At 43.4% G+C, this 23282-nt stretch carries 22 protein-coding genes; 16 read left to right on the top strand and 6 right to left on the bottom strand.

Going from position 1 to position 23282, the window contains the following annotated elements; all coding sequences use genetic code 11:
• The first annotated feature begins 59 nt into the window (after positions 1-59).
• Entirely contained in the window at positions 60-527 is a 468-nt protein-coding gene (locus CHL1_RS11805; RefSeq protein ID WP_148636305.1) for a flavodoxin family protein, read from the top strand.
• 114 nt (positions 528-641) lie between these two features.
• On the opposite strand, the gene CHL1_RS11800 is transcribed toward CHL1_RS11805, so the two are convergent.
• Positions 642-2264 (bottom strand): NAD(P)/FAD-dependent oxidoreductase, encoded by a 1623-nt coding sequence (locus CHL1_RS11800; RefSeq protein WP_228883049.1) that lies wholly within the window; start codon positions 2262-2264, stop codon positions 642-644.
• Positions 2265-2518: 254 nt separating this feature from the next.
• On the opposite strand from CHL1_RS11800, the gene CHL1_RS11795 reads away from it, so the two are divergent.
• The 10 genes from CHL1_RS11795 (at position 2519) to CHL1_RS11750 (ending at position 14271) form a co-directional block, all read left to right on the top strand.
• Entirely contained in the window at positions 2519-3115 is a 597-nt protein-coding gene (locus CHL1_RS11795) for a TetR/AcrR family transcriptional regulator (protein WP_070372344.1), read from the top strand.
• A 12-nt stretch (positions 3116-3127) separates the two neighbouring features.
• Positions 3128-5206 (top strand): chemotaxis protein CheA, encoded by a 2079-nt coding sequence (locus tag CHL1_RS11790; protein ID WP_250933056.1) that lies wholly within the window; start codon positions 3128-3130, stop codon positions 5204-5206.
• A 27-nt stretch (positions 5207-5233) separates the two neighbouring features.
• Positions 5234-5746, top strand: a complete 513-nt coding sequence (locus CHL1_RS11785) for a chemotaxis protein CheW (protein WP_070372342.1) — start codon at positions 5234-5236, stop codon at positions 5744-5746.
• 41 nt (positions 5747-5787) lie between these two features.
• Positions 5788-7467, top strand: coding sequence for a methyl-accepting chemotaxis protein (locus CHL1_RS11780; protein WP_250933055.1), 1680 nt, complete (start codon positions 5788-5790; stop codon positions 7465-7467).
• A gap of 165 nt (positions 7468-7632) precedes the next feature.
• Positions 7633-8673 carry a protein-glutamate methylesterase/protein-glutamine glutaminase gene (locus tag CHL1_RS11775; protein ID WP_250933054.1) on the top strand — a complete coding sequence of 347 codons (1041 nt, stop codon included), beginning with the start codon at positions 7633-7635 and terminating at the stop codon, positions 8671-8673.
• Between the two features lie 9 nt (positions 8674-8682).
• Positions 8683-9153 (top strand): chemotaxis protein CheD, encoded by a 471-nt coding sequence (locus CHL1_RS11770; RefSeq protein WP_250933053.1) that lies wholly within the window; start codon positions 8683-8685, stop codon positions 9151-9153.
• 56 nt (positions 9154-9209) lie between these two features.
• A complete protein-coding gene (locus CHL1_RS11765) occupies positions 9210-12266 on the top strand; it encodes a PAS domain-containing hybrid sensor histidine kinase/response regulator (protein ID WP_250933052.1) in 3057 nt (1018 codons plus the stop codon).
• A gap of 57 nt (positions 12267-12323) precedes the next feature.
• Positions 12324-12728, top strand: a complete 405-nt coding sequence (locus tag CHL1_RS11760) for a response regulator (protein WP_070372338.1) — start codon at positions 12324-12326, stop codon at positions 12726-12728.
• Positions 12729-12746: 18 nt separating this feature from the next.
• Positions 12747-13583 (top strand): HD-GYP domain-containing protein, encoded by an 837-nt coding sequence (locus CHL1_RS11755; protein WP_228883067.1) that lies wholly within the window; start codon positions 12747-12749, stop codon positions 13581-13583.
• Between the two features lie 166 nt (positions 13584-13749).
• A complete protein-coding gene (locus CHL1_RS11750) occupies positions 13750-14271 on the top strand; it encodes a PadR family transcriptional regulator (RefSeq protein WP_070372336.1) in 522 nt (173 codons plus the stop codon).
• Positions 14272-14309: 38 nt separating this feature from the next.
• Here CHL1_RS11750 and CHL1_RS11745 read toward each other — a convergent pair whose 3' ends face one another.
• From CHL1_RS11745 to CHL1_RS11730, 4 genes are all read right to left on the bottom strand, one after another.
• Positions 14310-15911 carry an HD domain-containing phosphohydrolase gene (locus CHL1_RS11745; RefSeq protein WP_250933051.1) on the bottom strand — a complete coding sequence of 534 codons (1602 nt, stop codon included), beginning with the start codon at positions 15909-15911 and terminating at the stop codon, positions 14310-14312.
• A gap of 14 nt (positions 15912-15925) precedes the next feature.
• Positions 15926-16462: a PAS domain-containing protein gene (locus CHL1_RS11740; protein ID WP_250933050.1), complete on the bottom strand. Its 537-nt coding sequence runs from the start codon at positions 16460-16462 to the stop codon at positions 15926-15928.
• A gap of 200 nt (positions 16463-16662) precedes the next feature.
• Entirely contained in the window at positions 16663-16932 is a 270-nt protein-coding gene (locus CHL1_RS11735; protein WP_242871631.1) for a zinc ribbon domain-containing protein, read from the bottom strand.
• 247 nt (positions 16933-17179) lie between these two features.
• A complete protein-coding gene (locus tag CHL1_RS11730) occupies positions 17180-17830 on the bottom strand; it encodes a TetR/AcrR family transcriptional regulator (RefSeq protein WP_250933049.1) in 651 nt (216 codons plus the stop codon).
• Positions 17831-18095: 265 nt separating this feature from the next.
• Here CHL1_RS11730 and CHL1_RS11725 point away from each other — a divergent pair, with 265 nt between their 5' ends.
• From CHL1_RS11725 to CHL1_RS11705, 5 genes are all read left to right on the top strand, one after another.
• Positions 18096-18629, top strand: coding sequence for a flavodoxin family protein (locus CHL1_RS11725; RefSeq protein WP_070372334.1), 534 nt, complete (start codon positions 18096-18098; stop codon positions 18627-18629).
• Positions 18626-19285: a hypothetical protein gene (locus CHL1_RS11720; RefSeq protein ID WP_250933048.1), complete on the top strand. Its 660-nt coding sequence runs from the start codon at positions 18626-18628 to the stop codon at positions 19283-19285. Before CHL1_RS11725 ends, CHL1_RS11720 begins: the two co-directional genes overlap by 4 nt.
• 129 nt (positions 19286-19414) lie before the next feature.
• Positions 19415-20452 carry a DUF4349 domain-containing protein gene (locus CHL1_RS11715; protein WP_070372332.1) on the top strand — a complete coding sequence of 346 codons (1038 nt, stop codon included), beginning with the start codon at positions 19415-19417 and terminating at the stop codon, positions 20450-20452.
• A gap of 12 nt (positions 20453-20464) precedes the next feature.
• Entirely contained in the window at positions 20465-20632 is a 168-nt protein-coding gene (locus tag CHL1_RS11710) for a zinc-ribbon domain-containing protein (RefSeq protein ID WP_250933047.1), read from the top strand.
• A 19-nt stretch (positions 20633-20651) separates the two neighbouring features.
• Entirely contained in the window at positions 20652-20873 is a 222-nt protein-coding gene (locus tag CHL1_RS11705; RefSeq protein ID WP_070372370.1) for a hypothetical protein, read from the top strand.
• Between the two features lie 62 nt (positions 20874-20935).
• Here CHL1_RS11705 and CHL1_RS11700 read toward each other — a convergent pair whose 3' ends face one another.
• Entirely contained in the window at positions 20936-23023 is a 2088-nt protein-coding gene (locus tag CHL1_RS11700; RefSeq protein ID WP_250933045.1) for a carbohydrate-binding domain-containing protein, read from the bottom strand.
• Positions 23024-23282: the final 259 nt, after the last annotated feature.

Here is a 23282-nt window from a genome sequence, read left to right as displayed (position 1 = left end):
CATGAGCTTTGTTTGTATTCTAAACATAACCACATTTTAAAGAAAATGGAGAGCGTGAAATGAAGATTGGTATTATTGTCTTTTCTAAAACAAACAACACCTTTTCAGTCGCCGACGAGTTGAAATCGGCTCTGGTAAAAAAAGGTCTGGATGCTGAAATTCAGCGAATCGTTCCGGAAAATGATGATCCTGGCGTTAAACCGCCGATTGTATTTACCAGCAAACCGGATGTAACCCCTTACGACGTGGTAATCTTTGCCAGTCCGGTTTGGGCCTTTTCATTGGCAGGGGTGATGAAAGAATACTTGGAACAGGTTTCATCCCTGGAGGGGAAAAGAGTATTCAGTTTTGTGACGAAACAGCTGGCATCCAAATTTACTGGCGGAACCAAGGCAAATCGGCAGATTAAGTCAGTGGTGGAATTAAAAGGTGGCAGAGTGGAAAAATCATTTATTGTCAGCTGGAAGAATAAAAAACGCGATGAAGAGATTGCCAACTTAATCGCTGAAATTTGCAAAGCAGTTTAAGCACAACCCGGATTCGATCTGAAAATACGAAAGTAACTTGTCGCAAAAGAGCTCCTGAAGAAAATCTTCAGGAGCTCTTTTGCGGTGTTATTAGAAAAGCGAAAGGTGGTTAAACTATTTTTTAGGGGTAAGTTGGGCATAGACCTGAATAATTTGTTCAGCAGTTTTAACGCCATCCACCGCTGAAGACATGATTCCACCAGCGTAACCGGCACCTTCACCCATCGGGTAGAGTCCGGAGATGTTAGACAGATGGTTTTCGTTGCGGTTGATTCGAACCGGTGAAGAGCTTCGGGTTTCAACTCCAGTCATAATGCTGTCGGCCATGGCAAAGCCAGTGATCTTTTTGTCAAAGTGAATTAGTGCCTCTTTTAAGGTGGCTACCACATAATCCGGCAGACAGTCTTTTAACTGAGTCAATTTGAGACCCGGGGTATAAGTTGGTTTAACTTGACCCCATTGGCTACTGGGTCGATCGGCCAGAAAATCGCCCACCAGTTGAGCTGGGGCGTGATAGTTCTGGCCGCCCAGCGCAAAAGCCCGACCCTCCCAGTGGCGTTGAAAGGCAACCCCAGCCAGGGGGTGGTCATCACCGAAATCTTCAGGCTGTACCCCGACCAGTAGGGCAGCATTGGCATTTTGACCATCACGTCGATGTTCGCTCATGCCATTGGTGACGACGCTGTTGGGTTCTGATGCAGCGGCCACCACATACCCCCCGGGACACATGCAAAAGGTGTAGGCCGATCGTCCGTTAGGGGAATGATAGGAAAGCTTGTAGTCGGCTGCTCCTAGGCCAGCAGATCCGGCAGCAGATCCGTATTGAGCAGTGTCGATTAGCCTTTGGGGGTGTTCAATCCGCACTCCGATGGAAAAGGCTTTGGGAGTCATCGTGATACCCCGCTTATAAAGCGTTTCAAAGGTATCCCGGGCGCTATGTCCGATTCCCATCAACGCTACCTGGCAGTCGAGTTGATTGTGATCATTGATAATCAATCCGGTCAGACGACCGTTTTCGATCAGGAAGTCGGTGACCTGGGAGCGGAACCGGACTTCGCCGCCATTATCGATAATTGTCTGACGCAGGGTTTTCACCGTTTCTCGCAGCAGATCGGTGCCGATATGGGGTTTACTGAGATAAAGGATTTCTTCAGGAGCACCAGCGGCAATAAACGCTTCAAGGATGCTGCGACAACGGGGATCGTTAATCAGGGTAGTCAGTTTGCCATCAGAAAAGGTTCCGGCCCCGCCTTCACCGAACTGAACATTACTCTCTGGATCAAGCGCACCTGTTTGCCAGAAGGTGTCAATTTTGATGCTTCGGTGATCGACATCGTCACCCCGTTCAAGAATAATGGGGGCGTAACCGGAGCGGGACAGAATCAGACCGGCAAAAAGACCGGCAGGACCCATGCCGATAATGACCGGTCGGTGGTTTAGTAAAACATTTCCCGGTGAGACTGGTTGATAGGATAAATCGGGACTGGGAATAATACCGGATTTACTACCCTTTTTTAGAACAGCCACCTCATTTTTTAGGCGGGCATCAACTGTATAGATATACACGATAGCACTTTTCTTGCGGGCATCAATGGATTTTTTAAATATTTTAAAAGTGATTAAATCTTTGGGATTAATTTTTAGTTTAGACAGAATAGCGCCTCTTAAGGCCTCTTTTTCGGCCCCATTGTTTTTAGCTTGCTGAATCTCGAGTTTGAGATTGGGAATTCGAATCATCCGATCCTCCTGTTGTGTAATAGATAAAAAATATTATAACATGGCTTTTGTCAAAGTCAAAAACATAAAAAGTGGCTAAGTGGTGATCAATCGAAAACGAGATTGTCAACGGTGAAGGGAGATAGGGATGGGTGAAAGAATTCGATTAAAATTCACAAAAGAACCCTAAGAACTTCACAGAAGAAGTTGACAATTAAGAGGAAAAGGGTATAATTCAAATAGGAGTAAGTAATCACTCCGTTAGGAGGAACGCCATGCAAAAATCACTGATTAAAAGGCGTGAAAGTATTATCGTTTCAACGATTCAAACGCTAAATGAGGTGGGGCTTCAGAATTTGTCGACAAAAATGATAGCTAATCAGGAAGGTGTCTCGGAAGGAACGCTGTTTCGGCATTTTAAGACCAAAACCGATATTATGCTGGCGGTAGTGGATCATTTTTCTCAGTATGATGATGCCATCATTGAAACCTGTGTTAAAAAAAACTTCTCACCACTGGAAGCGATTCGCTATTTCTATAATGCCTATGCCGAATATTATCAGAACTATCCGGAAATTACGGTGGTGATTCAAGCTTATGATAGCCTGATGTGCGATGAGGAGTTGGCGGAAAAGGTTAGTGCAATCATTTATAAACGGGCAGATTTTATCATCAAAACAATTCAAGCGGCCAAAGATCAGAATCTCATTGGCGCACATATGGATCCAGTTCTACTGGAAAATATTCTCACCGGCGGCAGCAAGGAAATTTGTCTGAAATGGCGAATGGAAAGGTATTGTTTTTCAATTAAAGAAAAAACTGCCGAAATGGTCGACACAATTATAAGCGGCTTTATCGAAAACAAAATCTAAGGAGGGAATCGATTGGCAGAGCAATATATCAATGACCCAATGCAGGAAGTTTTTATTTTTGAAACCTCCCAGCAATTGGAACAAATGGAACAGTCGGTGATAAAAACCGAGGCCCTGGGCAGGTACCCCAGTGATACCATTAATGAAATATTCCGGATTATGCATACGATAAAAAGCTCGGCGGCGATGATGCTGATTAACAATATGTCTGTGCTGGCGCATACCACCGAAGATATGTTTTACTTTATTCGGGAAGAAAAGCCTCAGTATATCGATGTTTCAACCCTGTCAGACTTGGTCTTTGAAGGTATTGACTTTATGAAACAGGAGTTGGAAAAAATAAAAAATGGGGCTGAAGCTGATGGAAATCCGGAAATTTTGATAGAGAAGATTAAAGCACATCTGGTCTTGCTTAAAGAAAATAACAACCTGACGGATTCTAAAGTCGTCAATAACGAACCGGTGAAGGAAAAATATTATATCAGCTCCAATAAAGCGGCAAAAATCAGTGTCCCGAAAACCTATCAGGTGATGCTTTGGTTTGTCGAAAATTGTGGGATGGAAAATATCAGGGCTTTCACAGTGGTTCATAATTTAAAAGAAATCACAGAAAACTTTAAGTGCATCCCGGAGGACGTCATCAATGATCCGGATTGTGTCGAGATCATTAAGCGGGATGGTTTTGTCTTGGAGATTAAAACTCCGGAATCCCGAAATAAACTGGAGGCTTTTTTTCATACCATGGCCTTCATTGAGGAAATTGAGATCACCGAACTCAATGAATTTCAGGAAATCCGGGAAGAGATAAGTAATCTGGTCTCGGATGAAGCAATTATCGTTCCCCAGCTAAAAAAAATGGCGGCGGAACAGCCCCCGACTAAAGAAACCCCAATTTCCAATGGTGGCTATGGTCAAAGTATGATTTCGGTAAGTGTGGAAAAACTGGATAAACTGATGAATCTGGTGGGTGAGATGGTTATTTCTGAAGCCATGGTCACCCAAAATCCGGATCTCAAGGGATTGGTTCTCGACAATTTTAATAAATCCGCCCGACAGTTAAGGAAGATCACGAACGAACTCCAGGATATGGTTATGTCCATCCGAATGGTACCACTGGGACCCACTTTTTTTAAGATGAATCGGATTGTTCGGGATATCAGCAAAAAGCTGGGCAAAGATATTACTCTAAATATTATGGGTGAAGAAACCGAGGTGGATAAGAATATCATTGAACAGATCGGCGATCCGCTGATGCACATAGTTAGAAATTCTGCCGATCATGGGATTGAAGTGGCAGAGACCCGCATCAGCCAGGGTAAACCCCGGGCTGGCACCATCACTTTGGAAGCAAAAAACGCTGGCGGTGAGGTGCTGATCATTATCCGGGATGACGGGAAGGGCTTAAGTCGGGAAGGGATTCTTAAAAAAGCGTTTGAAAATGGTTTAGTTGGCGAGGAAGCTGCTACGATGACTGACACCGAAGTTTTCAACCTGATTTTTTTGCCGGGATTTTCCACCAAGGAAGCGGTAACCGAGTTTTCCGGTCGGGGAGTCGGTATGGATGTGGTGGCTAAAAACATTGAATCAGTTGGTGGCACTATTCTGGTGGAAAGTGTGGAAGGTCGGGGAACCACCATCACGTTAAAAATTCCGCTGACCCTGGCTATCATTGAAGGAATGAATATCCGGGTGGGGGAAACCTGTTACACGTTGCCGATTATGGCGATAAAAGAATCCTTTATCCCCAAGGCCCAGGCGGTTTTTCGGGATACCGATGATAATGAGATGATTATGATCCGGGGTCAGTGTTATCCGATTTTACGGCTCAAAGACCGTTATAAGGTAAAAAAAGGGGCAACTCAAATTGATGAGGGCATTTTAATCATGTTAGAGGGGGAAAACAAGACCACCTGTCTTTTTGCGGATGAATTATTGGGTGAGCAACAAGTGGTAGTAAAAACGCTGCCAAAGTATATTCAGCGGATGAAAAAAATTGAGGGGCTGGCCGGTTGCACGCTACTGGGGGACGGCAACATCAGTCTGATTTTGGATGTCAATGGCCTGGTCGATCAAAAACGGCTTAACAATTAACAGCTGCAGCACAAAGGAGGCGAAACGATGGCGGAAGTGTATGATGAATTTGATGATCTTGAAATGGCAGAGGATGATGAAACCGAAGAAGGGAAGTATTTAACCTTTAACTTGGATACTGAGGCCTATGGACTTGAAATTACTTATGTTACAGAAATAATCGGAATTCAAAAAATAACCGAGGTGCCGGAACTGCCTGAATACGTAAAAGGAATTATGAGTCTCCGGGGGCAGATCATTCCGGTAGTGGATGTCCGACTCCGGTTTGGCAAACCGGCTCGTAGCTACGATGAGCGTACCTGCGTGATTGTGGTTGAGATTGCAGATATTACGGTCGGATTGATTGTCGATGGAGTGACTGAAGTGGTGGCGATTCCAGCCGAGGAAATTGTTCCCCATCCCGATCTGGATGAAAGCGACAGCCGCCAATTTGTAAAAGGGATTGGTAAGGTAGGAACCTCAGTTAAGCTGATTCTTGACTGCCACAAACTGCTGACTGATGATGAAGGGGAAAACCCCGATCGGGAAATCGGATATTAATTTAAATGAATACAAAAAAACGTTGATGGAGGATATACGTAATGGAATTATTTAGAAATTTGAAAATAAAACAAAAGCTGGTTACCTGTTTTATCCTGTTGGCAGCAGTTACTGGGATTGTCGGCGTATTTGGCATCTATACCATGAACAAAATTAATGCTCAGTCCGAAAACATGTATTATAATAACCTGGTGCCATCCCAGAAGCTGGCCAGCATTCATGCGGCCATGGAAGATATCCGGGCTAATCAGCTGCTGGCAGTATATGAACGTAATCCGGCTACCCTGCAGACGCGCCTAGATGCCATTGACGCAGCGGTGGAAAGCGATAATGCGTTACTGAAAGAGTATGAAGCCACCATTTCGGATGAAGAAAACAGAACCCTCTTCACGACCCTGACGAATAGCCTGGCCGACTATCGGGAATTGCGCAATGCCAATCTGGAGCTGGTCAAAGCGCAGAAATATGATGAAGCGCTGTCTGGCCTTGATGCAGTCAGCAAGGCCAGACAAACGGTGGACGAGGATCTGGAAGCCCTGATTAATTATAATACCACCCAGGCTGAAGCAGTGCTGGCCCAGAACACCGCCCAATTCAGAACCCAAAGTATAACGATGATCATTTTTATCGTCGTTTGTATTGGCTTGGCGGTGGGACTCGGGTTGCTGGTGGCCAATATGATCAGCACCCCCTTACGCCGAATGGTTGATGCTGCTGAAGAAATAGCAGGTGGCAATTTGGATGTGGATGTCAAAATCGACAGCCGGGATGAGGTTGGAGAGTTAGGGTCAGCCTTTGTGAAAATGACCGATCACATTAATGAAATCATGACGAATATTGATTCTGCTGCCGAACAGGTAGCAGCTGGCTCCAAACAGATTGCCGATTCCAGCATGGGTCTGTCCCAGGGAGCCACCGAACAGGCTAGCTCCATCGAAGAGCTCACCGCCTCTATTGAAGAAATCTCAGCGCAGACCCGGCTAAATGCTGACAGTGCTGGCGAAGCCAATGCACTGGCGGAATTGACGCGAACCAATGCGGTGGAGGGTAATAATGAAATGAAACGGATGCTTAAATCCATGGAAGAAATTAATGAATCCTCAACCAATATTTCTAAAATTATTAAGGTTATTGATGAGATTGCCTTTCAGACAAATATTCTGGCCCTAAACGCTGCGGTGGAAGCTGCCCGGGCTCGCCAGCATGGTAAAGGTTTTGCAGTAGTTGCCGAAGAAGTCAGAAATCTGGCGGCCCGATCAGCTGATGCAGCCAAAGAAACGACGCGAATGATTGAAGGCTCGATAAAAAAGGTGGACGACGGCACAAAAATTGCAACAACCACCGCCGCTGCTCTCAATCAGATTGTTGATGATGTGGCCAAAGTTTCCGGAATTGTCGAGAACATTGCCATCGCCTCCAACGAACAGGCCATCGGTATTTCGCAGATCAATCAGGGTATTATGCAGGTATCGGAAGTCGTTCAAATGAATTCGGCCACCTCTGAAGAAAGTGCGGCGGCCAGCGAAGAATTATCCAGCCAGGCCGAACTGCTAAGAGAACAGGCCGCCCGCTTTACTTTAAAAAAATCCCGCCGTTTTGGTTACCGGGGTGCTGAAGAATCACTGTCAGAAAATCATAGTACCCGCAGAGAAACAGTCAACAACCCGGTGTCAAAACCGACCCGGATCGCCTTAACAGATAATGAATTTGGCAAGTATTAAATTAACAGCCTGAAAATGGGTATACATAAACAATATCTTCGGGTGAGTTGTCTTTAAAGGATGGTCCCCAAATAAAAATGATCAATTTGACGAGAAATGTGTGCCCATCAGCGAGCGTGTTGGTGGGTGTGCCTTTTCTCGCACCAGGTAGAAAGGATGAGAATAATGCAGCGGAAAAATAAGATCAGAGTTCTCATCGTTGATGACAGCAAGTCTTTCCGGGAAATGGTGGTCAGAAACCTGTCTGCTGATCCTCAGATTCAAGTCATTGCCACCGCTGGTGATGCCTTTGAGGCTCGGGATAAAATTCTCAAATATGATTTGGACGTTTTGGTTTGTGATGTGGAAATGCCAAGAATGAGTGGCATTGAATTTATTAAGCGCCTATTGCCCCAATATCCCTTGCCGGTAGTGATGATCAGCGATGTTCAGGTTAGTATTGAAGCCAGAAAAGTCGGAGCCTGGGATTGTGTGGAAAAACCCACTCCCAGATCAATGAAAACTGTCGAGAACTTTATGATGGAACTGATTCAAAAGATCTGCTTGGCTGCTGGAGCCAGAAACATCGCACCGAAAAGAAATTCTGCCTCTGATCTGACCACTGAGACTCTGGCAGCATTAGACCAGAGCCAGTCATATGAGCGGCTCATTGCTATTGGTGCGTCTACCGGCGGCACTGAAGCAATTTTTGAAATTCTTAAAAAGTTACCGGGGGATTGCCCGGGAATTTTGATTGTTCAGCACATTCCCCCGGTGTTTTCAAAAATGTTTGCCGAACGACTGGATAGTCAGACGCCACTGCGTTGCAAAGAAGCCCAAACCGGAGATTATCTGCAGCCCGGAAGGGTCTATGTTGCCCCCGGTGATCAGCACATGCGGATAAAACGGATCGGTAAAAAATACCGGGTTGAAGTTTTTGCCGGGGAAAAAGTAAATGGGCATTGTCCCTCGGTGGATATGCTTTTTGATTCAGTGGCGCAAGAAGCAGGCGATCGGGCGATTGGGGTGCTGTTGACCGGAATGGGAAATGACGGGGCAAAGGGATTGCTGGATATCCGCTGTCGTGGTGGCTTCACCATCGGTCAGGATGAAGCATCCTCGGTGGTTTATGGGATGAACAAGGTAGCCTATAATATCGGTGCTGTAGCGGTTCAGTCAGCTCTGGAAAATATCCACCACTGCATTCTCACAGCGTTAAAGGAATAAGGTGAAGTGATGACAAAAATAATCGGAATCGGCGAAATGGCGATTTCCAATAACTGTAGTGACACAATTAAAACATTTGCGCTGGGTTCATGTCTGGGGATTACTGCGTATTCGCCGATTCGCAAAGTCGGGGGAATTATCCACATTGCGCTGCCCCAACCAGCCCGGATGGAGGATGCCATTGATCGCCATTGTTATTATGCCAGCACCGGATTACCATATTTTATTTCGCAGTTTTCCAGTCAATATGGGTGTCTTAAAAATGAATTGGTGGTTCGTATTTTTGGTGGAGCAGAATCCCTGCGCCAGAATGATACCTTTAACGTGGGGCAGCATAATCTGGAAATAACCAAAGCGATTCTAAAAAAAATGAATCTGGGGATTCAATATGCCGAAACCGGGGCTCGGGTCAGCCGTACCATCGAGCTGGAGGTGGCCAGCGGCGACATCAACATCTGGCACCAGAATATGATTATTTAAGAATCAGATCAATACGGTGGTGACCATGATCGGAATACGTACAAAGGGAGAGCTACATGTCAAAGGAGAAGCGCCTAAATACTGAAAGTGATTTTATTCAGGAGTTTAATGCCATATCGGTGGGGGTGGTGGTCATCGATGAAAATGGCCGGGTCAGTCGAGTCAATGAGCCATTGCTGAACTACTTCAATCGGAACAGCGAAGATTTTATTGGCAAACAGTTTGGGGATGCGGTTCAATGCCGGAGCAGTCGCTTAAATAAATTGGGCTGCGGTTTTGATCCGTCCTGTGAGTTCTGCGAATTGAGAAATGCTTTTTCAAAGGTGCTGGAATCAGAAGATGTTCCGATAAAAATAGAATTTAAGAAAAGTATTTTTGTGGATGATGAAGAAAATGATTACTGGTTCCGGGTCAGTATCGCCCCGTTGCTCCGTGGCCAAAAGCGACATGCAGTGGTAACTTTTGTCGATATTACCGAGCGTAAAAATCGGGAGCTGTTCCTGGAGCAGTCCCGGGATTATTATTACCGGATGTTTGAAAACTTCCCGACGCTAATCTGGAAGACTGATCTGGAGGGCAATGTAGTTTACTTTAACCGCAGTTGGTCATTGTTTACTGGTAAGGACAATGAAGCCTACTTGGGAATCAAGTGGTTGGATCTGATTCATCCCGAGGATCGTAAATTCTATATGGAATTGAAAAAGAAAGCCTTTCGTAGCCAAAAATCCTTTAGCATTCAGTATCGGATTCGTCATGCTACGGGCAATTACCGCTGGATTGAAGGGATTTATAGCCCCTCCTTTGAGGTCGATGGCAGCTATGGCGGCTATATCGGCATTGGTATTGATATTACCGATCGTAAAAACCTGGAGGAAGGACTGATCCGCTATAAAATGCTGGCGGAAAAGGTTCGGGACACTATTCTTTTTGTGGAAACCAACGGTAAAATAATTGATGCCAATAACGCAGCAGTGGAGCTTTACGGATATAAACGGCGGGAATTGCTTGAACTTTCGGTTTTTGATTTAATTGAAGGGGGTCGGTCGGTAGCCATTGAAGAGATGAAAAATGGCGAAAAAGACGGCGTTTTCTTCGAAACCATCCATAAGCGTCAGGACGGTAGGCATTTTCCGGTGGAGGTCAGCGCTAAAACCACCAAAATTAATGAAAAACGGGTGATTATTTGCATTATCCGGGATATTTCGGAGCGAAAAAATTCAGAAAATGCCCTGATTGATAGCGAAGAAAAGTTCCGTCAGGTTTTTCACAATTCCTCAGATGCTATCTTTGTTCAGGAAATAAACGAGGATGGTGCTAACGGTCGGTTGATTGAGGTTAACCAGACTGCTGGTGATATGTTTCAGTACACATATGAGGAATTTTTCGAGTTGGATGATCCGATTTTCAAAATCATTCAAGCACCAGGTGATACTGAGCGGAACTTGAATGAGTTGAATGAAAAAGATTATATTACCCTGCAGACAAAGGCCAGACGCAAAGATGGGTCGATCCTGCCGGTTGAGGTGATCTGCAGTCACTGTTATTTAAATGAAAAAAAAATGGCAATTAATATTGTCCGGGATATTACCGAACGATTAGCGGTGGAGGAAGCCTTAAAATTGGCCAAAGAAGAAGCAGAAACAGCGAATCAGGCCAAAAGTGAATTCTTGGCTAATATGAGTCATGAAATCAGAACTCCGCTAAACGGGATTGTTGGCATGGTTAATCTGATGCGTTTGTCAAACCTCAATCAGGAACAGCAGGAAAACATCAAAATTATCAAAACCTGTGTCAACGCCCTGCTTAATGTAATTAATGATATTCTCGATTTTTCAAAAATGGAAGCGGGAAAACTGGAAATCAAGAAGCAAAATTGTGATATCAAAGCGCTGGTGGAACATACCATTAAAGCCCAGGCTCCGGTAGCAGCAGCCAAGGGACTTGAGCTGAACTACGCTTTTTCTGCTGTTGTGCCCCAGTATGTTATGGCGGATTTCCATCGGATTCAGCAGGTTCTTAACAACCTGATCAGTAACGCCATCAAATTTACCGATATCGGTGAGGTGTGGGTTAAGGTAAAAAACCTGTCGGTCGGGAAACAGCCAATTCAACTGCTTTTTGTGGTCGAAGATACGGGCATCGGGATTGCTGAAGAAAATCGGCAGCAAATTTTTGAAAGCTTTAGTCAGGTGGACGGCTCATTCACTCGTCGCTTTGGCGGCACCGGGTTAGGTCTTGCCATTACCAGACAATTAGTGGAATTGATGGGCGGAAAAATATGGGTGGAAAGTACCGAGGGCCAGGGTAGCCGTTTCTATTTTCAACTCAATTTTGAACCGGGTTTGGCAGAAAGTAGTATGCAGGAGAAACAACCGGATTATTTTAAAATCAGTGAGCAATATAAAATTCTCTTAACTGAAGATGACAAGGTCAATCAACTGGTTATTTCCCGAATGCTCAATGAGTGTGGTTATGGGGTGGATGTTGCAGAAAATGGCTATGAAGCGGTAGAAATGGTTCATAAAAATAGTTACGATATTATTTTGATGGATATTCAAATGCCGGAAATGGATGGGATCGAAGCGACCAGAAGGATTCGGGAATTCAATCAGGAGATACCGGTTTTGGCAATTACAGCCTATGCACTCCATGGTGATCGGGAAAAATTCTTGTCTCAGGGGATGGATGGTTATATTTCTAAACCGATAAAAGTGGAAAAACTGATCGAAGAGATAGAGACCTGTATCAATCGCAAAGAGGTCATTCGCCATTCTGGAGATTTTAAAATGCATATCGATGCGAATGGGGAAATTATTATCGAGGAAAAAAATCCAACGGATGGTGCAAATGAAAGGGTGCATGATGCGGAAAAAGAAGGGCGGTTGACTGAATTAATCAGCGAAATAAACAATCTGGTGGCAGCTGGAAAACTGGAAGATTTAGAAAAATTGGCAAACCAGATCAAGAAACTTTCAATTTCTTTGGATATTGAAGATTTAAAAGTGGTTGCTTTTAAAATTGAATTGGATATCCGGCGGGGAAATTTTGAAGCTGCCGCTAAACGGGTTAATCAGATTAATCATATTTACTCAGTATATAAAAAAACAGTATAATTATTAAAACGATATTGGCCAGAAAAAAAGCACAGCAAGTGAAAGGTAGGAATGAAGATGAAGATATTAATTGTGGAAGATGACATGGTAAGCCGACGCTTTTTAGGTAAATTTTTAGCCCAATATGGAGAATGTGATATTGTGGTGGATGGAATGGAAGCCCTTGATGCCTACCTCATTGCCATAAAAGAAGAAGATCCTTATGATCTGATTTGTCTGGATATAATGATGCCGAAGGTCGACGGGGTGAAAGTGCTAAAAGCCATTCGGGATTTTGAGGTGCAGCGGGGAATCCCGGCAGAAAACAGGGTGAAGATCATTATTATTACGGCTCTGGCTGATACGGAGTTTGTCAACACCGCCTTTGATCTGGGCTGTGAAGCATATGCAGCTAAACCGGTTGATACGGATAAGTTGGTTGAAGTGATGAATAAGCTGGGTGTGATCAAAGTCGATCAATAAGCCAAGATGGGGTGAAAAATGGGAATTTTAGAAGATCACATTAATAATTATACACGGTTTGAACAGCCCGCTGTTCAAAGCACACATCGCAATCATAAGCGGGAAAAAATTGGTAATTCATTGTCTCATTATCTGTGTGATCTTGACGAAAACATGACGGAGCAACTCAACCGGGATATGCTGGTGGAATTAAAAAATAACCTGAGTAATGTCTTGTTTCAAGAAGAATACACCTACACTCACGTCACTCAGTTTCTGGCGCATATGTACGAAAGTATCGAAGGTAACCCGATTATTCTGAAAGCCCTGGATCAGATCAAAAAAATGGATGAATATACCTTTACCCATAGTGTTAATACAGCTTTTTACTCCATGTTTATCGCCATGTGGATGGATCTGGATGAGCAGGATATCATCAATGCAACCCAGGCGGGTTTCCTACACGATATTGGGAAGATCTATATTCCGGAGGAAATTTTAAATAAATCTGGAGTTTTAACCCGAGAGGAATATGAAATTATTCAGCTTCACCCCCTTTACGGATATTCACTTCTCAATGAGTTTAGTGCGTTTAATCTCGAGGTTAAACGGGCAGTTCTTTTTCATCATGAACGGATTGATGCGAAAGGTTATCCGCTTTGTGCAACGGATGATTACGTGGGTCTATTGCCCAAAATAGTTGCTGTAGCTGATGTTTATGATGCGATGACTACGAATCGGATTTATAAAAAAGCGAAAAGCGCCCGGGAAGCCATTGATTATCTCAGTCATCAGGGGCGAAGTCAACTTGATAATCAGGTATTGTATTATTTCCTCAACAATATCCCCGTTTACGACTTCAAAATGTCACAATAAGGAATAATAACCTTAATCAGCAAGAAGAACCTAAACTTGACAGGCTAATTGCGATAGTTTATGATGGAAACAAATGACATAACAAATTGTAAATTGTTGTTTGAATCGGGATCATGATTGGGTGAATAAAGTTGGAAAAGAAAAACAGTGCTGAAAGAAGGTCGTCATGTTAGAATTTGCAATTCTGGGGTTTTTATTGGATCGGGATATGACCGGGTATGATATTAAACAAATGATGGTACTACGTACCTCAAATTTTATCGATGCCAGTTTTGGCAGTATCTATCCAATGTTAAAAAGGCTGGAAAAGCTGGGATTGATTACGTTTACTGAAATTGTTGAAGGTAACCGGTTTAAAAAATTATATCGGATTACACCAGGAGGTCAGAAAAGGTTTTTGGAATGGTTGCAAACCCCATGTACGTTTTCTCCCTTTAACCTTGAGTTTCTGGCAAAATTATTTTTTTATAAGCATTTGAAAAAAAATGATGCAATCCTCAATATCGAACTTTTTAGAGGGACGGTACAGGATGCTATCGAAAAGTTGTCAGAAATTGAACGGACGATCAGTGATGGGATGGATCCTTTTGAATATGCCAGTCTTCAGTTTGGAAGAAGCTATTATGAGATGGTTTTAAACTGGCATGAAAAACTCATTGATGATTTGAAATTTACGGCACTGGAATAAGTAAAAAAACCGGGCATCTTTTATGGATGGCCGGTTTTTTATAGGCAATAATTATTTTCAGCCAAGACGCTTAAAAAAATATCGGCTATCGCGGGATCGAACTGGGTGGATTTACCGGCAACTATTTCGCGAATTGCAGCTTCCGTCGTTAGGGGTTCCTTGTAAGGTCGGCCATAGGTCATGGCGTCAAAGGCGTCAGCAATGGCAATAATACGTGCTGGCAAAGGTATCTGTTCTGCGCTTAAGCCTTTGGGATAGCCGGTACCATCATACCGTTCGTGGTGAACAAGAATGATATTAGCTAATGGAGCATAGTCGTTGAGAGAGCTTAAAATACTGAAACTGATTTCCGGGTGGCGGCGGATTTCCAGCCACTCAAAATCACTGAGCTCACCTGTTTTATCAAGAATTTCATTGCCAATGGCAATTTTTCCGATATCGTGCAAGGCTCCGGCGGTTTTTAATTCATTGATTTCTTCTTTGTTCATGCCCATGGCTGCGCCGATGAGACTACTGATATTACTGACGCGTTCGGAGTGTTGCTGTTCACGGGGCAGTTTTTCATAAAGGGTTTTCATGATAAACTGAATGGCTTCGTTTCGAGTGCTGTTGCGTTCGGAAATTTTGTACTGATACATTTTATTTTCGGTCGCCTTAAAAACTTCGGTGATTTCTTCGTCTGCCGTGGTTTTTACAGCCCAGCCGCTGGAAATTGAGATCTGTCCTGCTTCCAGGTGTTCATGGCTGAGTGCGGTATTGATCCGCTTGGCCAGCTCCTTGGCTTCCTGGATTTCGGTCTGGGGGAGCAGGATTACAAACTCATCGCCGCCGATCCGGGCGATGATATCATCGCTTCGGCTGATTGTCTGCATGGTCTGAGCAACCTTTTTTAATAACCGGTCACCGGCCATGTGTCCGAAGGCATCATTTGTGAGCTTTAACCCATTAACGTCAAAAATAAGCAGGGATAAAGGCAGGTTTCTGGGGGTGTTTAATCGTTTCAGTTCTTCATCAAAATAACGACGATTGTATAAGCCAGTGAGGTGGTCGTGAAAACTCAGGTATTCAATTTTTTCCTGTTTTTCTTTTTTGTCGGTAAAATCTCGAAAAACAATGACAACACCAGTAATTTGTCCGTCCTGATCTTTAATTGGCGCAGCACTGTCTTCGATGGGGATTTCCCGGCCATCCTTTGAAAGCAATAAGGTGTGATTGTTCAGTTCGATGATTAGCCCTTCTTCTAGCACTCTACGGGCCGGATTTTCGCAGCTTTCCCGGGTATATTCGTTGACCAGCTTGAGGACTTGGTCTAAAGGGAGGCCATAGGCCTCCTGTTGATTCCATCCGGTCAGATTTTCGGCGACCTTATTGAGGAGGGTGATACAGCCCCGGGAATCGGTTGAAATAACACCATCACCGATGGATAACAGGGTGGTTTGTAAACGCTCTTTTTCGATAAACAGCGATTTTTCCATCCGCTTGCGTCGGCTGATATCATGAATGCTGACCACAAATCGGGGGGACTCGTCATCGTTGATATAAAAAATTTCGGCTAAAAACCATCGTTTATCAGTAGGTACCGGAGATTTATATTCAAATTCCTGTTTTTGGCCAGTAGTGTGGGCGGCTTTAAAAACCACAATTATCTCTTCGCTTAAATCTTTGGAAAAAATGCTGGTAATATGGCTACCGATGATATTTTTTTGGGAACAAAAAGGGTTGTTTCATCTTGTACGATCACATTGGTAAAATGGTAGTCCGTGCTGATTTCAAAAACAATATCATGAAGCGTCGTCAGTAGCAGGTTTCGTTCAGCTAAATCCCGTTTTTCTCGGGTGATGTCATTAAACAACGTTATAAAGTAATTCGTTTCGGGAGAATAGACTTGCACCCGGTACCAGCGGTTAAGTGGCGAAGAGTATTGCTCGATTTCGGCCGTTGTATGATTAAGTGCAATCTCACCATAAAAACGAATCCAGTCAAACCCGGAATCCCTGATTTCAGGGATAACAGCAGTCACGGTTTTGCCGATAATTTCTGCACCGATCAGTCCGGTTGCTGCTTCAAAGGCTCGATTGACTTCGATAAACTCGTAATCCACAGGAGTTCCTTGGGTATCACAAATAATTCGATGATATGCATAACCAACATGCAGATTTTTGATAATTCCATGATAAAAATCATTTGTCATAATCCCTGACCTCCTTTTAAAAATATGAATTTTGAAATTTGACGATTTGAGACGATGTCCGAGTCAAAAAATAAAAACGGATTGATATCACTATTATGCATAATTTTAATAGAGAATACAATAATTTATTAATAAAACAAGCGCAATTGCCAACAAAAAATTAATTCAATCATATTCTTTGGCAAATTGTTTAAAATGACTTAGTGAGTCTTCCATCTTTTTAAGGTCGGGAAAAAGTCTTCCATTTCTTTTCGGGCCTGAGCCTCATCAATTCCGGGCTTTTCTTTGAGAAGATAGGGTATACTCACTTCGATCATGCGTTCCTTGGAAATATTCGTTGTAAATTCGCCGTTTTTATAACAATCATCGCAATAGTCACAGCTTTTAGTGCCGTTTTTTTCAGTTCCATAGAGTTCATTCGTTTGGCCCATGGGCTTTCCGCAGCTTTGACACAGTTTTTCATTCATCATTTTAATCTCCTGTTCTTTTTTAAATTTTTAACAACGCAATCAATAATAGTTATTAAAAGAGACTCGCATGGCGATTGGCCGATGTACTTATGATGCTATTATACCCGCAGTTTCAGGATCAAAACAAGCAAATGCCACGGCCATCAAAAGGCTCTCACCCTCTGCGAGATACGGCTTAGAACGAATAAAAAAGAATGTTTCACCCTGATTTTAAGGATAGTGAGACATTCTTTTAAATACTAACGATTTATTTGGAAAGAAACTGAATTTGGCGGCAATCAATGGTTTTGGCAATATGAATTCCTTTATAAAGAAGGGTGGTAACAGCATGTTGATCAATGCCCAGTAATCGGGGAAGGATGCCATTTAGTAAAAAGACCAGCTCATCGATGGAATCATTAAGTGGTTTTTGAAAATAATTCAGAAAATACTCCCGGCGTCCGCCAAAATCGATGAATAAGAAGTTATCAAATTCGCGTTCGCTGACGACCAAATTGTATTCCTGGATATAGTCGCGATAAGTATTGCGGATAAAATCTCCGGCAATTCGATAGTTGGATGCTTTTTTCAGAATTTCAAAGTAAAAACGACGATTATTTTCATTGTTGAGGATCAGATCAAAATAGATATAACTCAATGTAGCGTGATGAAGAATTGAATTTTCCAGCCCATCAATGGACAGTGCACCCAGACACTGATCAATTTGCTGATAAAAATCCGAATATATTTCGTGAACAATATTATCTTTTGTTTTAAAGTAATAAGTAAAAAGACCAATGGGCGTATCAGCTGCCGTTACGATGTCTTTAATTTTGGTGTTTTCATAACCATATTCATAAAAGCATTTTTTTGAAATTTCATAAAGATGGTTTCTTGTCTGGATGCCTTTTTCGTACATTATTTACTCCTTGACTTTTATAATTGATACTATTCCTATCCTATCATATTTCAACTAAGATTTAAATCATAAAAATTATAATGGATATTAATTTTATGATTTTTTCTTTTGAAAAAGATGTCGAAATAGTTGATGTTTGTTGCGAGGTTTCAATTGGACCTGTTGACAAGATGAATAATATGTAATATATTACCTTTTATAAGAGGCTTTATTTATGTTAAGCGAGCTAGAGAGAGGCTAGATATTAATGAGAAGAGAGGAAAATATGATTACCATACTATCAGACTACACCAGACAGGAAGCTGGGGAAAGGCTTGAGCAAAAGTTGCGGGAGCGAAAAATTGAAACGGAATTGATTGCCATAGCGGATTTATACGTTGATCCGTGTTATAGTTGTGGTGGCTGTACCAACAAAACCTATGGGCAGTGCATCCATCGGGATGATGTCGACATTATTTTACCCAAATTGATGAGAACTGATGTGCTTGTAATGGTCACTCCGGTTAAATGGGGGAGCTATTCATTTAAAATGAAACGAATTTTTGATAAATGTGCTGTCATTGGTGATCGTCACTACTACTGTAAAAACGGCGAACTGGTCAAAGGAAAAATAGGGCGGGTTCATACCTTTGTCGCCATTGGTGTGAAGGCGCAATGGGACGACGAGGAAAAAAGAGCCTTTAAAAATCTGGTTGAGGAAAATATCAAGATTATGAATATCCGGGGCAGAGCGTATTTGGCGGATGACAGTAATCTCAGTGATTGCCTTGAAACGGTTGCGGAGGGTTTAAGCAAATGAAAAAAGCAGTAATAATAAATTTAAGCCCCCGAAAAGTTGGGACTAGCATGATGCTGGCCAATCATTGCAGGGAATTCTTGTTATCCCGGGATTATCTGGTTAAAATCACTCATTTATATCCCAACTTAAAGGATCTTAGTCCGGTACACGCGGCCATTAATGAGGCCGAGTCAATCATTATGATCGGCCCCTGCTACATCAATACTTATCCAGCCGATACGGTGTACTTATTGGAAGAACTTGAAAAAAACCAGAATAACCTTCATGGACAATGTCTCTATGCAGTTATTCAGGGTGGGATGCCTTATGTTCATACGCATGAATCGGGGTTAAAAATGTTGGAACTGTTTGCCAGGGAGAATGGTCTCCGTTATAAGGGTGGATTTGTAATTGGAATGGGAGCGATGCTTAATGGCCAGTCTTTAAGCAAGCTCTTGAATGGAAAAAGGGCTGAAAAAATGTTTGGCCGTTTTCTGGAAAATGTGGCAAAGCAGGAGAATTCGCCAGCGGCACTCTATCACGAAGCCCAGTTAAAAATGCCGGGATTGGTTTATCGGTTAATGGCAAAAATCATGAATCGCAAAATTGAAAAAGAGCGAAGGGAAAAGCAGGGCGATCAGAAAAAAAGTCCTTATGATAATCCTGGACTCGATTAGCAGAAAAGCGGAAAAGATCGGACAATTGACTGTAAAAGATAAAAAAATATTTTGATGCATTTTCAATAAAAACAAGGGTAAAAAATAAAAAAGGATATTGATCTAAAAAAATATTTAGGAGGTGGGTTCATGGATCAGAAAAAAACGACTCAACGGCTGGCGGCTAAAAAAGAATCATCAGCTGATTTTAGGGGAGTAATCCCCAGGTTATTAAAAGCAAAGAAAAACTGGTTTTGGGGTATGGTTGTTATTTTATCCTGTCTGGTAATGGTTGTCGCCGGGGGATGTTTTAGTGGAGCAAATCAGGACAATAGTAAAGCCGGATCTGATGAATCCATGGTTTCGGATCAGGTGACTGGTGAAACAGCTGATGCGGTGCCACTTCCGGAGGCAACCGCTAATGCCAGTACCCCTTTTGATACATCCAAAATTATTTATTCAGGAAACATCAGCTTGAATACAGATAATTATCAAGATACCTTTGAAAAAATCAGCAGTTATGCTGTGGAACTTGGCGGATTCGTCCAGGATTCCGGATCAAATTACGCTTCAGAACAGGCTGGTGTCCAGAATAACTCAGGCTTTTTGACCATCCGGGTACCATCGTCGAAATTTTCCGAAGCCATGACCCAGATCCAGACCTGGGGCAGTCCCATCAGTGCCAATGTCAGCAGCACCAATATCTCGCAGCAGTATGCAGATGTCCAGGCGCAGCTGAACAACCTGAAAATTGAAGAGGGCCGGTTGTTGGAATATTTAAAACAGGCAACAAATGTCACTGATATGCTGGCTATCGAAAGTGAATTAAACCGGGTTCGAACAGAAATTGACAGTCTGACGACGACCATTAAAAACTGGGATACCGAAATGGCCTATTCCACGATATATATTTCGTTGTATGAAAAGCGATTGTCCGCTACTTCGGTTAATTCGCCATTTTCAGAAATATTTACAAAAATTGGTGAAGGGTTTGTGACGTCAATCAATTTGATTCTCTACATTGTGGCGTTTCTAATCGTATTAATATTTAGACTGATACCATTTGCTGCCATTGCCGGATTAGGGTTCTTTATATTCTGGAGAATCAGAAAGAAAATTAAAGGTAAAAAAGCTTCACAGCCAGCTCAGGCTAAAGCTGAAGACGATAAAACGGAAACCAAAAACTAAGGAGGTATGACAATGTTTTGCGAAAACTGTGGCAAACAAATTCCTGATGATGCGGCGTTTTGTACCCATTGCGGGGCAAAGCAGTTAGGAAAATCGGCTTCATCCCAAAGCGTCAGTAGTACGCAATCTGCCGCAACCGACCAGAGCCAGTGCACCGACACCATCAGTACAGAAAAATGAGGCAACAGATCTGATTACAATGGGGCAGTATTTAATCATGTTTTTGATTACGGCGATTCCCATTGCCGGGATTGTGATGCTTTTTATTTGGGGGTTTGGCAGTGAAACGGGCCCCAACAAAAAGAATTTTGCCCGGGCGTATCTGGTGATGATGGCCATTGCAGTTGGTGCAGCAATTCTTATTAGCATTGTAATGGGAGCGATTATGGCGTTTGTTGTGAGTACCATGTATTATTATTAGATTAGAATAAAAAAAGATACCAGGAAACTGGCATCTTTTTAGGGATAAATTAAGCAGAAAGTTTAAACGGCTGTCTCTGTTGGCGGTGTCATCGGTGTGGTTCCCGGATCGGGTCTGTTTCCGCCGTCTGGTCGTGTACCGCCGGGACCTCCGGTGTTGGTATTGCCATTACTGGTAACCATGGCGGTTTGCTCGATCGAAACGGTTTGGCCACCGGCAGTCAAGGTGTAGGTTGATCCGACACTCATCTCAGGGGTGCTGATCACTACCGACTGATAGGATTTTTCGGGAGTGTAAGAAACCAGCACCTTGCCACTGGAATCTTTTAAACTGACCTCTGTACCGGCTGCGGCTTTTGCGGTGAGATTATAAAGAATTGACGCTTGGGTAGAGGTGTTCGAAAAGCTCTGGGCCATCCCTGAGCTACCGGCAATCACGATGGTGCCGCCGCTGACATTAGCTGTGCCGTCGTAATCCAAAGCGCCTTCACCGTCGCTGGTGGGGCCGCTGACAAAGATGGTGCCGCCGGACACGTAAAGGTTTCCGTTGGAGTCAATGCCATCACCCGTCGTATTGAGTTTGATGGTGCCGCCAGCAATGGCGATATAGGCATTGGTATCTGCGGCCATCATTCCACCGCCGCCAGGTGTTTGACCACCACCGGGTATCTGTGCGGTTTCGGTTGTTTCGGTCGTTGCATTATCGGTGGATGTTTCGCTAGCAGCGTTTAAACCGTCGTCAGTGGCGGTAACGTCGATGTCGCCGCCCTCAATGACAATGGCAGTGCCTTCGATCCCTTCGGTGCAGTTGCTGATCTTAAAGGTACCACCGGCAATATAGACATAACCTTTGGTGGTGTCACTGTCGTGTTTTGAGGTGAGGCCTTTGCCATCTGAGGATGAGATGTTAAAGACGCCATCTTTTATTTTTAAGGCATCCTTACCGTTTAATGCAGCTTTTACCGAGGAAATATTAAAGGTACCGCCGGTTATGATCAGATCATCCTTGGAGACAATCCCATGTTTATAATTGGCAGTAATGTTCAAGGTACCGGTTCCATTAATTGCTAAATCGGCTTTGCTGAATATAACCGCATCAACGGTGTTGTCATCGGTCTGGATATAGTCGCTGCCATCTGTCAGGGTATTGGTGGTACCCTCAGCCAGGGTGATAAAGACCTTGTCGGCACTCTTTAAATAAATCGGGGCACTGTTGCTGTTGTGGATGGTGACGCCGTTTAAGACCAGTTGAACCTTTTCGGTATCGGTCGTTTCGACCCGAATCTGGCCTTCGGTAAGATTTCCGCTCACGACGTAGGTGCCTTCGGCGGTGATTGTGAGAATCCCATTTTCAGCCGTGGCACCGGCACCAGTTAGCTCGATGTCAGTGCCGTTAAAAACTGCGTGGGTAGCCAAACTTTCGTCATAACTGGCGTTTTGCTCACGATTTGAGAATTCTTTATCGATGACAATGGTTGAAGTTGGGGAGACAATGGCCGATCCGGGGCTGGTCGGTTCGACAGTCGCATTGTCATTGCTGCTTTCGTCATCAGAATCAGCGTTGTTCGAATCACTGTTGTCTGCATTAGTTTGGATAATCTGTACTTCCAGGGCTTCCAGCCGTCGACTCAAACCGGTCGTTCCCAATTCGGCACCGTCAGCAACCCATTCGGTGTCGCCCTGATCCTGGATATGACCGCGATACTGAACCGAATAACCGGATAAGGCATTGCCGTCATCATCCACCAGGCGAATTCGGATCGCTTCGATGCGTTGGCTCTTATCTCTAGTTCCGGCAAACGCACCGTCAGAAACCCAGTCCATCCAGCCTTCATTTTGAACATGAACCTGATACTGAATGTGGGCATTTTCTGGAACAGTTCCGGTTAATTCAATCCAGAAACCCTCCAGACGCAGCCCTTGACCTTCGGTTCCCAATTCGGTAGGGCCCTGAATCCAGGCGTTGTCCAGGGGGTAGTCACCGGTATTTTGAATATGGCCACGATAGGCCACGCCCATATTTGAAGCGACCGTAGTCAGCGTTGAGGTATTGGTATCAGTTGTTTGGTCGGATGCCGCAAAAACGCTACCTGAAAAGGCCATTGACATCACGGTGAGTGCCGATAGTACCCTGATTGTTGTATTTTTCATAATATTCCTCCATTATCAATAGCTAGAATCGGATAGACCCTGCCAAATCATACTTATTTCATTAAGGATAATTGCCTTAGGTGTTTTTTAAGTGAACATACCGTGAGAAATGGATGAAATAAGTTAAAATCTGATTGGCAGGAGTAAGCATTCGTTGAAAATTGAACACTTATAAATGAGAATTGCCTGACTGTGTTAGGTAAAACGATGAAAAATTGATATAAAATGATTAAAATGCGAACATGCGTATAAAAAATGA

This window comes from Acetobacterium wieringae (genome assembly GCF_023700225.1).
Classification (GTDB): Bacteria; Bacillota; Clostridia; order Eubacteriales; family Eubacteriaceae; genus Acetobacterium; species Acetobacterium wieringae.
Note: the sequence above shows the minus strand (reverse complement) of the source record. Positions and strands in the feature narration are given on the sequence as shown.

Coding starts and splice junctions, on each gene's coding strand:
- CHL1_RS11730 (WP_250933049.1), bottom strand. CDS start 17,830: ATGTACGAAAAAGGCATCCAGACAAGAAACCATCTTTATGAAATTTCA.
- CHL1_RS11795 (WP_070372344.1), top strand. CDS start 2,519: ATGCAAAAATCACTGATTAAAAGGCGTGAAAGTATTATCGTTTCAACG.
- CHL1_RS11760 (WP_070372338.1), top strand. CDS start 12,324: ATGAAGATATTAATTGTGGAAGATGACATGGTAAGCCGACGCTTTTTA.
- CHL1_RS11725 (WP_070372334.1), top strand. CDS start 18,096: ATGATTACCATACTATCAGACTACACCAGACAGGAAGCTGGGGAAAGG.
- CHL1_RS11720 (WP_250933048.1), top strand. CDS start 18,626: ATGAAAAAAGCAGTAATAATAAATTTAAGCCCCCGAAAAGTTGGGACT.
- CHL1_RS11740 (WP_250933050.1), bottom strand. CDS start 16,462: ATGACAAATGATTTTTATCATGGAATTATCAAAAATCTGCATGTTGGT.
- CHL1_RS11710 (WP_250933047.1), top strand. CDS start 20,465: ATGTTTTGCGAAAACTGTGGCAAACAAATTCCTGATGATGCGGCGTTT.
- CHL1_RS11805 (WP_148636305.1), top strand. CDS start 60: ATGAAGATTGGTATTATTGTCTTTTCTAAAACAAACAACACCTTTTCA.
- CHL1_RS11800 (WP_228883049.1), bottom strand. CDS start 2,264: ATGATTCGAATTCCCAATCTCAAACTCGAGATTCAGCAAGCTAAAAAC.
- CHL1_RS11765 (WP_250933052.1), top strand. CDS start 9,210: ATGTCAAAGGAGAAGCGCCTAAATACTGAAAGTGATTTTATTCAGGAG.
- CHL1_RS11780 (WP_250933055.1), top strand. CDS start 5,788: ATGGAATTATTTAGAAATTTGAAAATAAAACAAAAGCTGGTTACCTGT.
- CHL1_RS11770 (WP_250933053.1), top strand. CDS start 8,683: ATGACAAAAATAATCGGAATCGGCGAAATGGCGATTTCCAATAACTGT.
- CHL1_RS11775 (WP_250933054.1), top strand. CDS start 7,633: ATGCAGCGGAAAAATAAGATCAGAGTTCTCATCGTTGATGACAGCAAG.
- CHL1_RS11750 (WP_070372336.1), top strand. CDS start 13,750: ATGTTAGAATTTGCAATTCTGGGGTTTTTATTGGATCGGGATATGACC.
- CHL1_RS11735 (WP_242871631.1), bottom strand. CDS start 16,932: ATGATGAATGAAAAACTGTGTCAAAGCTGCGGAAAGCCCATGGGCCAA.
- CHL1_RS11700 (WP_250933045.1), bottom strand. CDS start 23,023: ATGAAAAATACAACAATCAGGGTACTATCGGCACTCACCGTGATGTCA.
- CHL1_RS11715 (WP_070372332.1), top strand. CDS start 19,415: ATGGATCAGAAAAAAACGACTCAACGGCTGGCGGCTAAAAAAGAATCA.
- CHL1_RS11755 (WP_228883067.1), top strand. CDS start 12,747: ATGGGAATTTTAGAAGATCACATTAATAATTATACACGGTTTGAACAG.
- CHL1_RS11785 (WP_070372342.1), top strand. CDS start 5,234: ATGGCGGAAGTGTATGATGAATTTGATGATCTTGAAATGGCAGAGGAT.
- CHL1_RS11705 (WP_070372370.1), top strand. CDS start 20,652: ATGGGGCAGTATTTAATCATGTTTTTGATTACGGCGATTCCCATTGCC.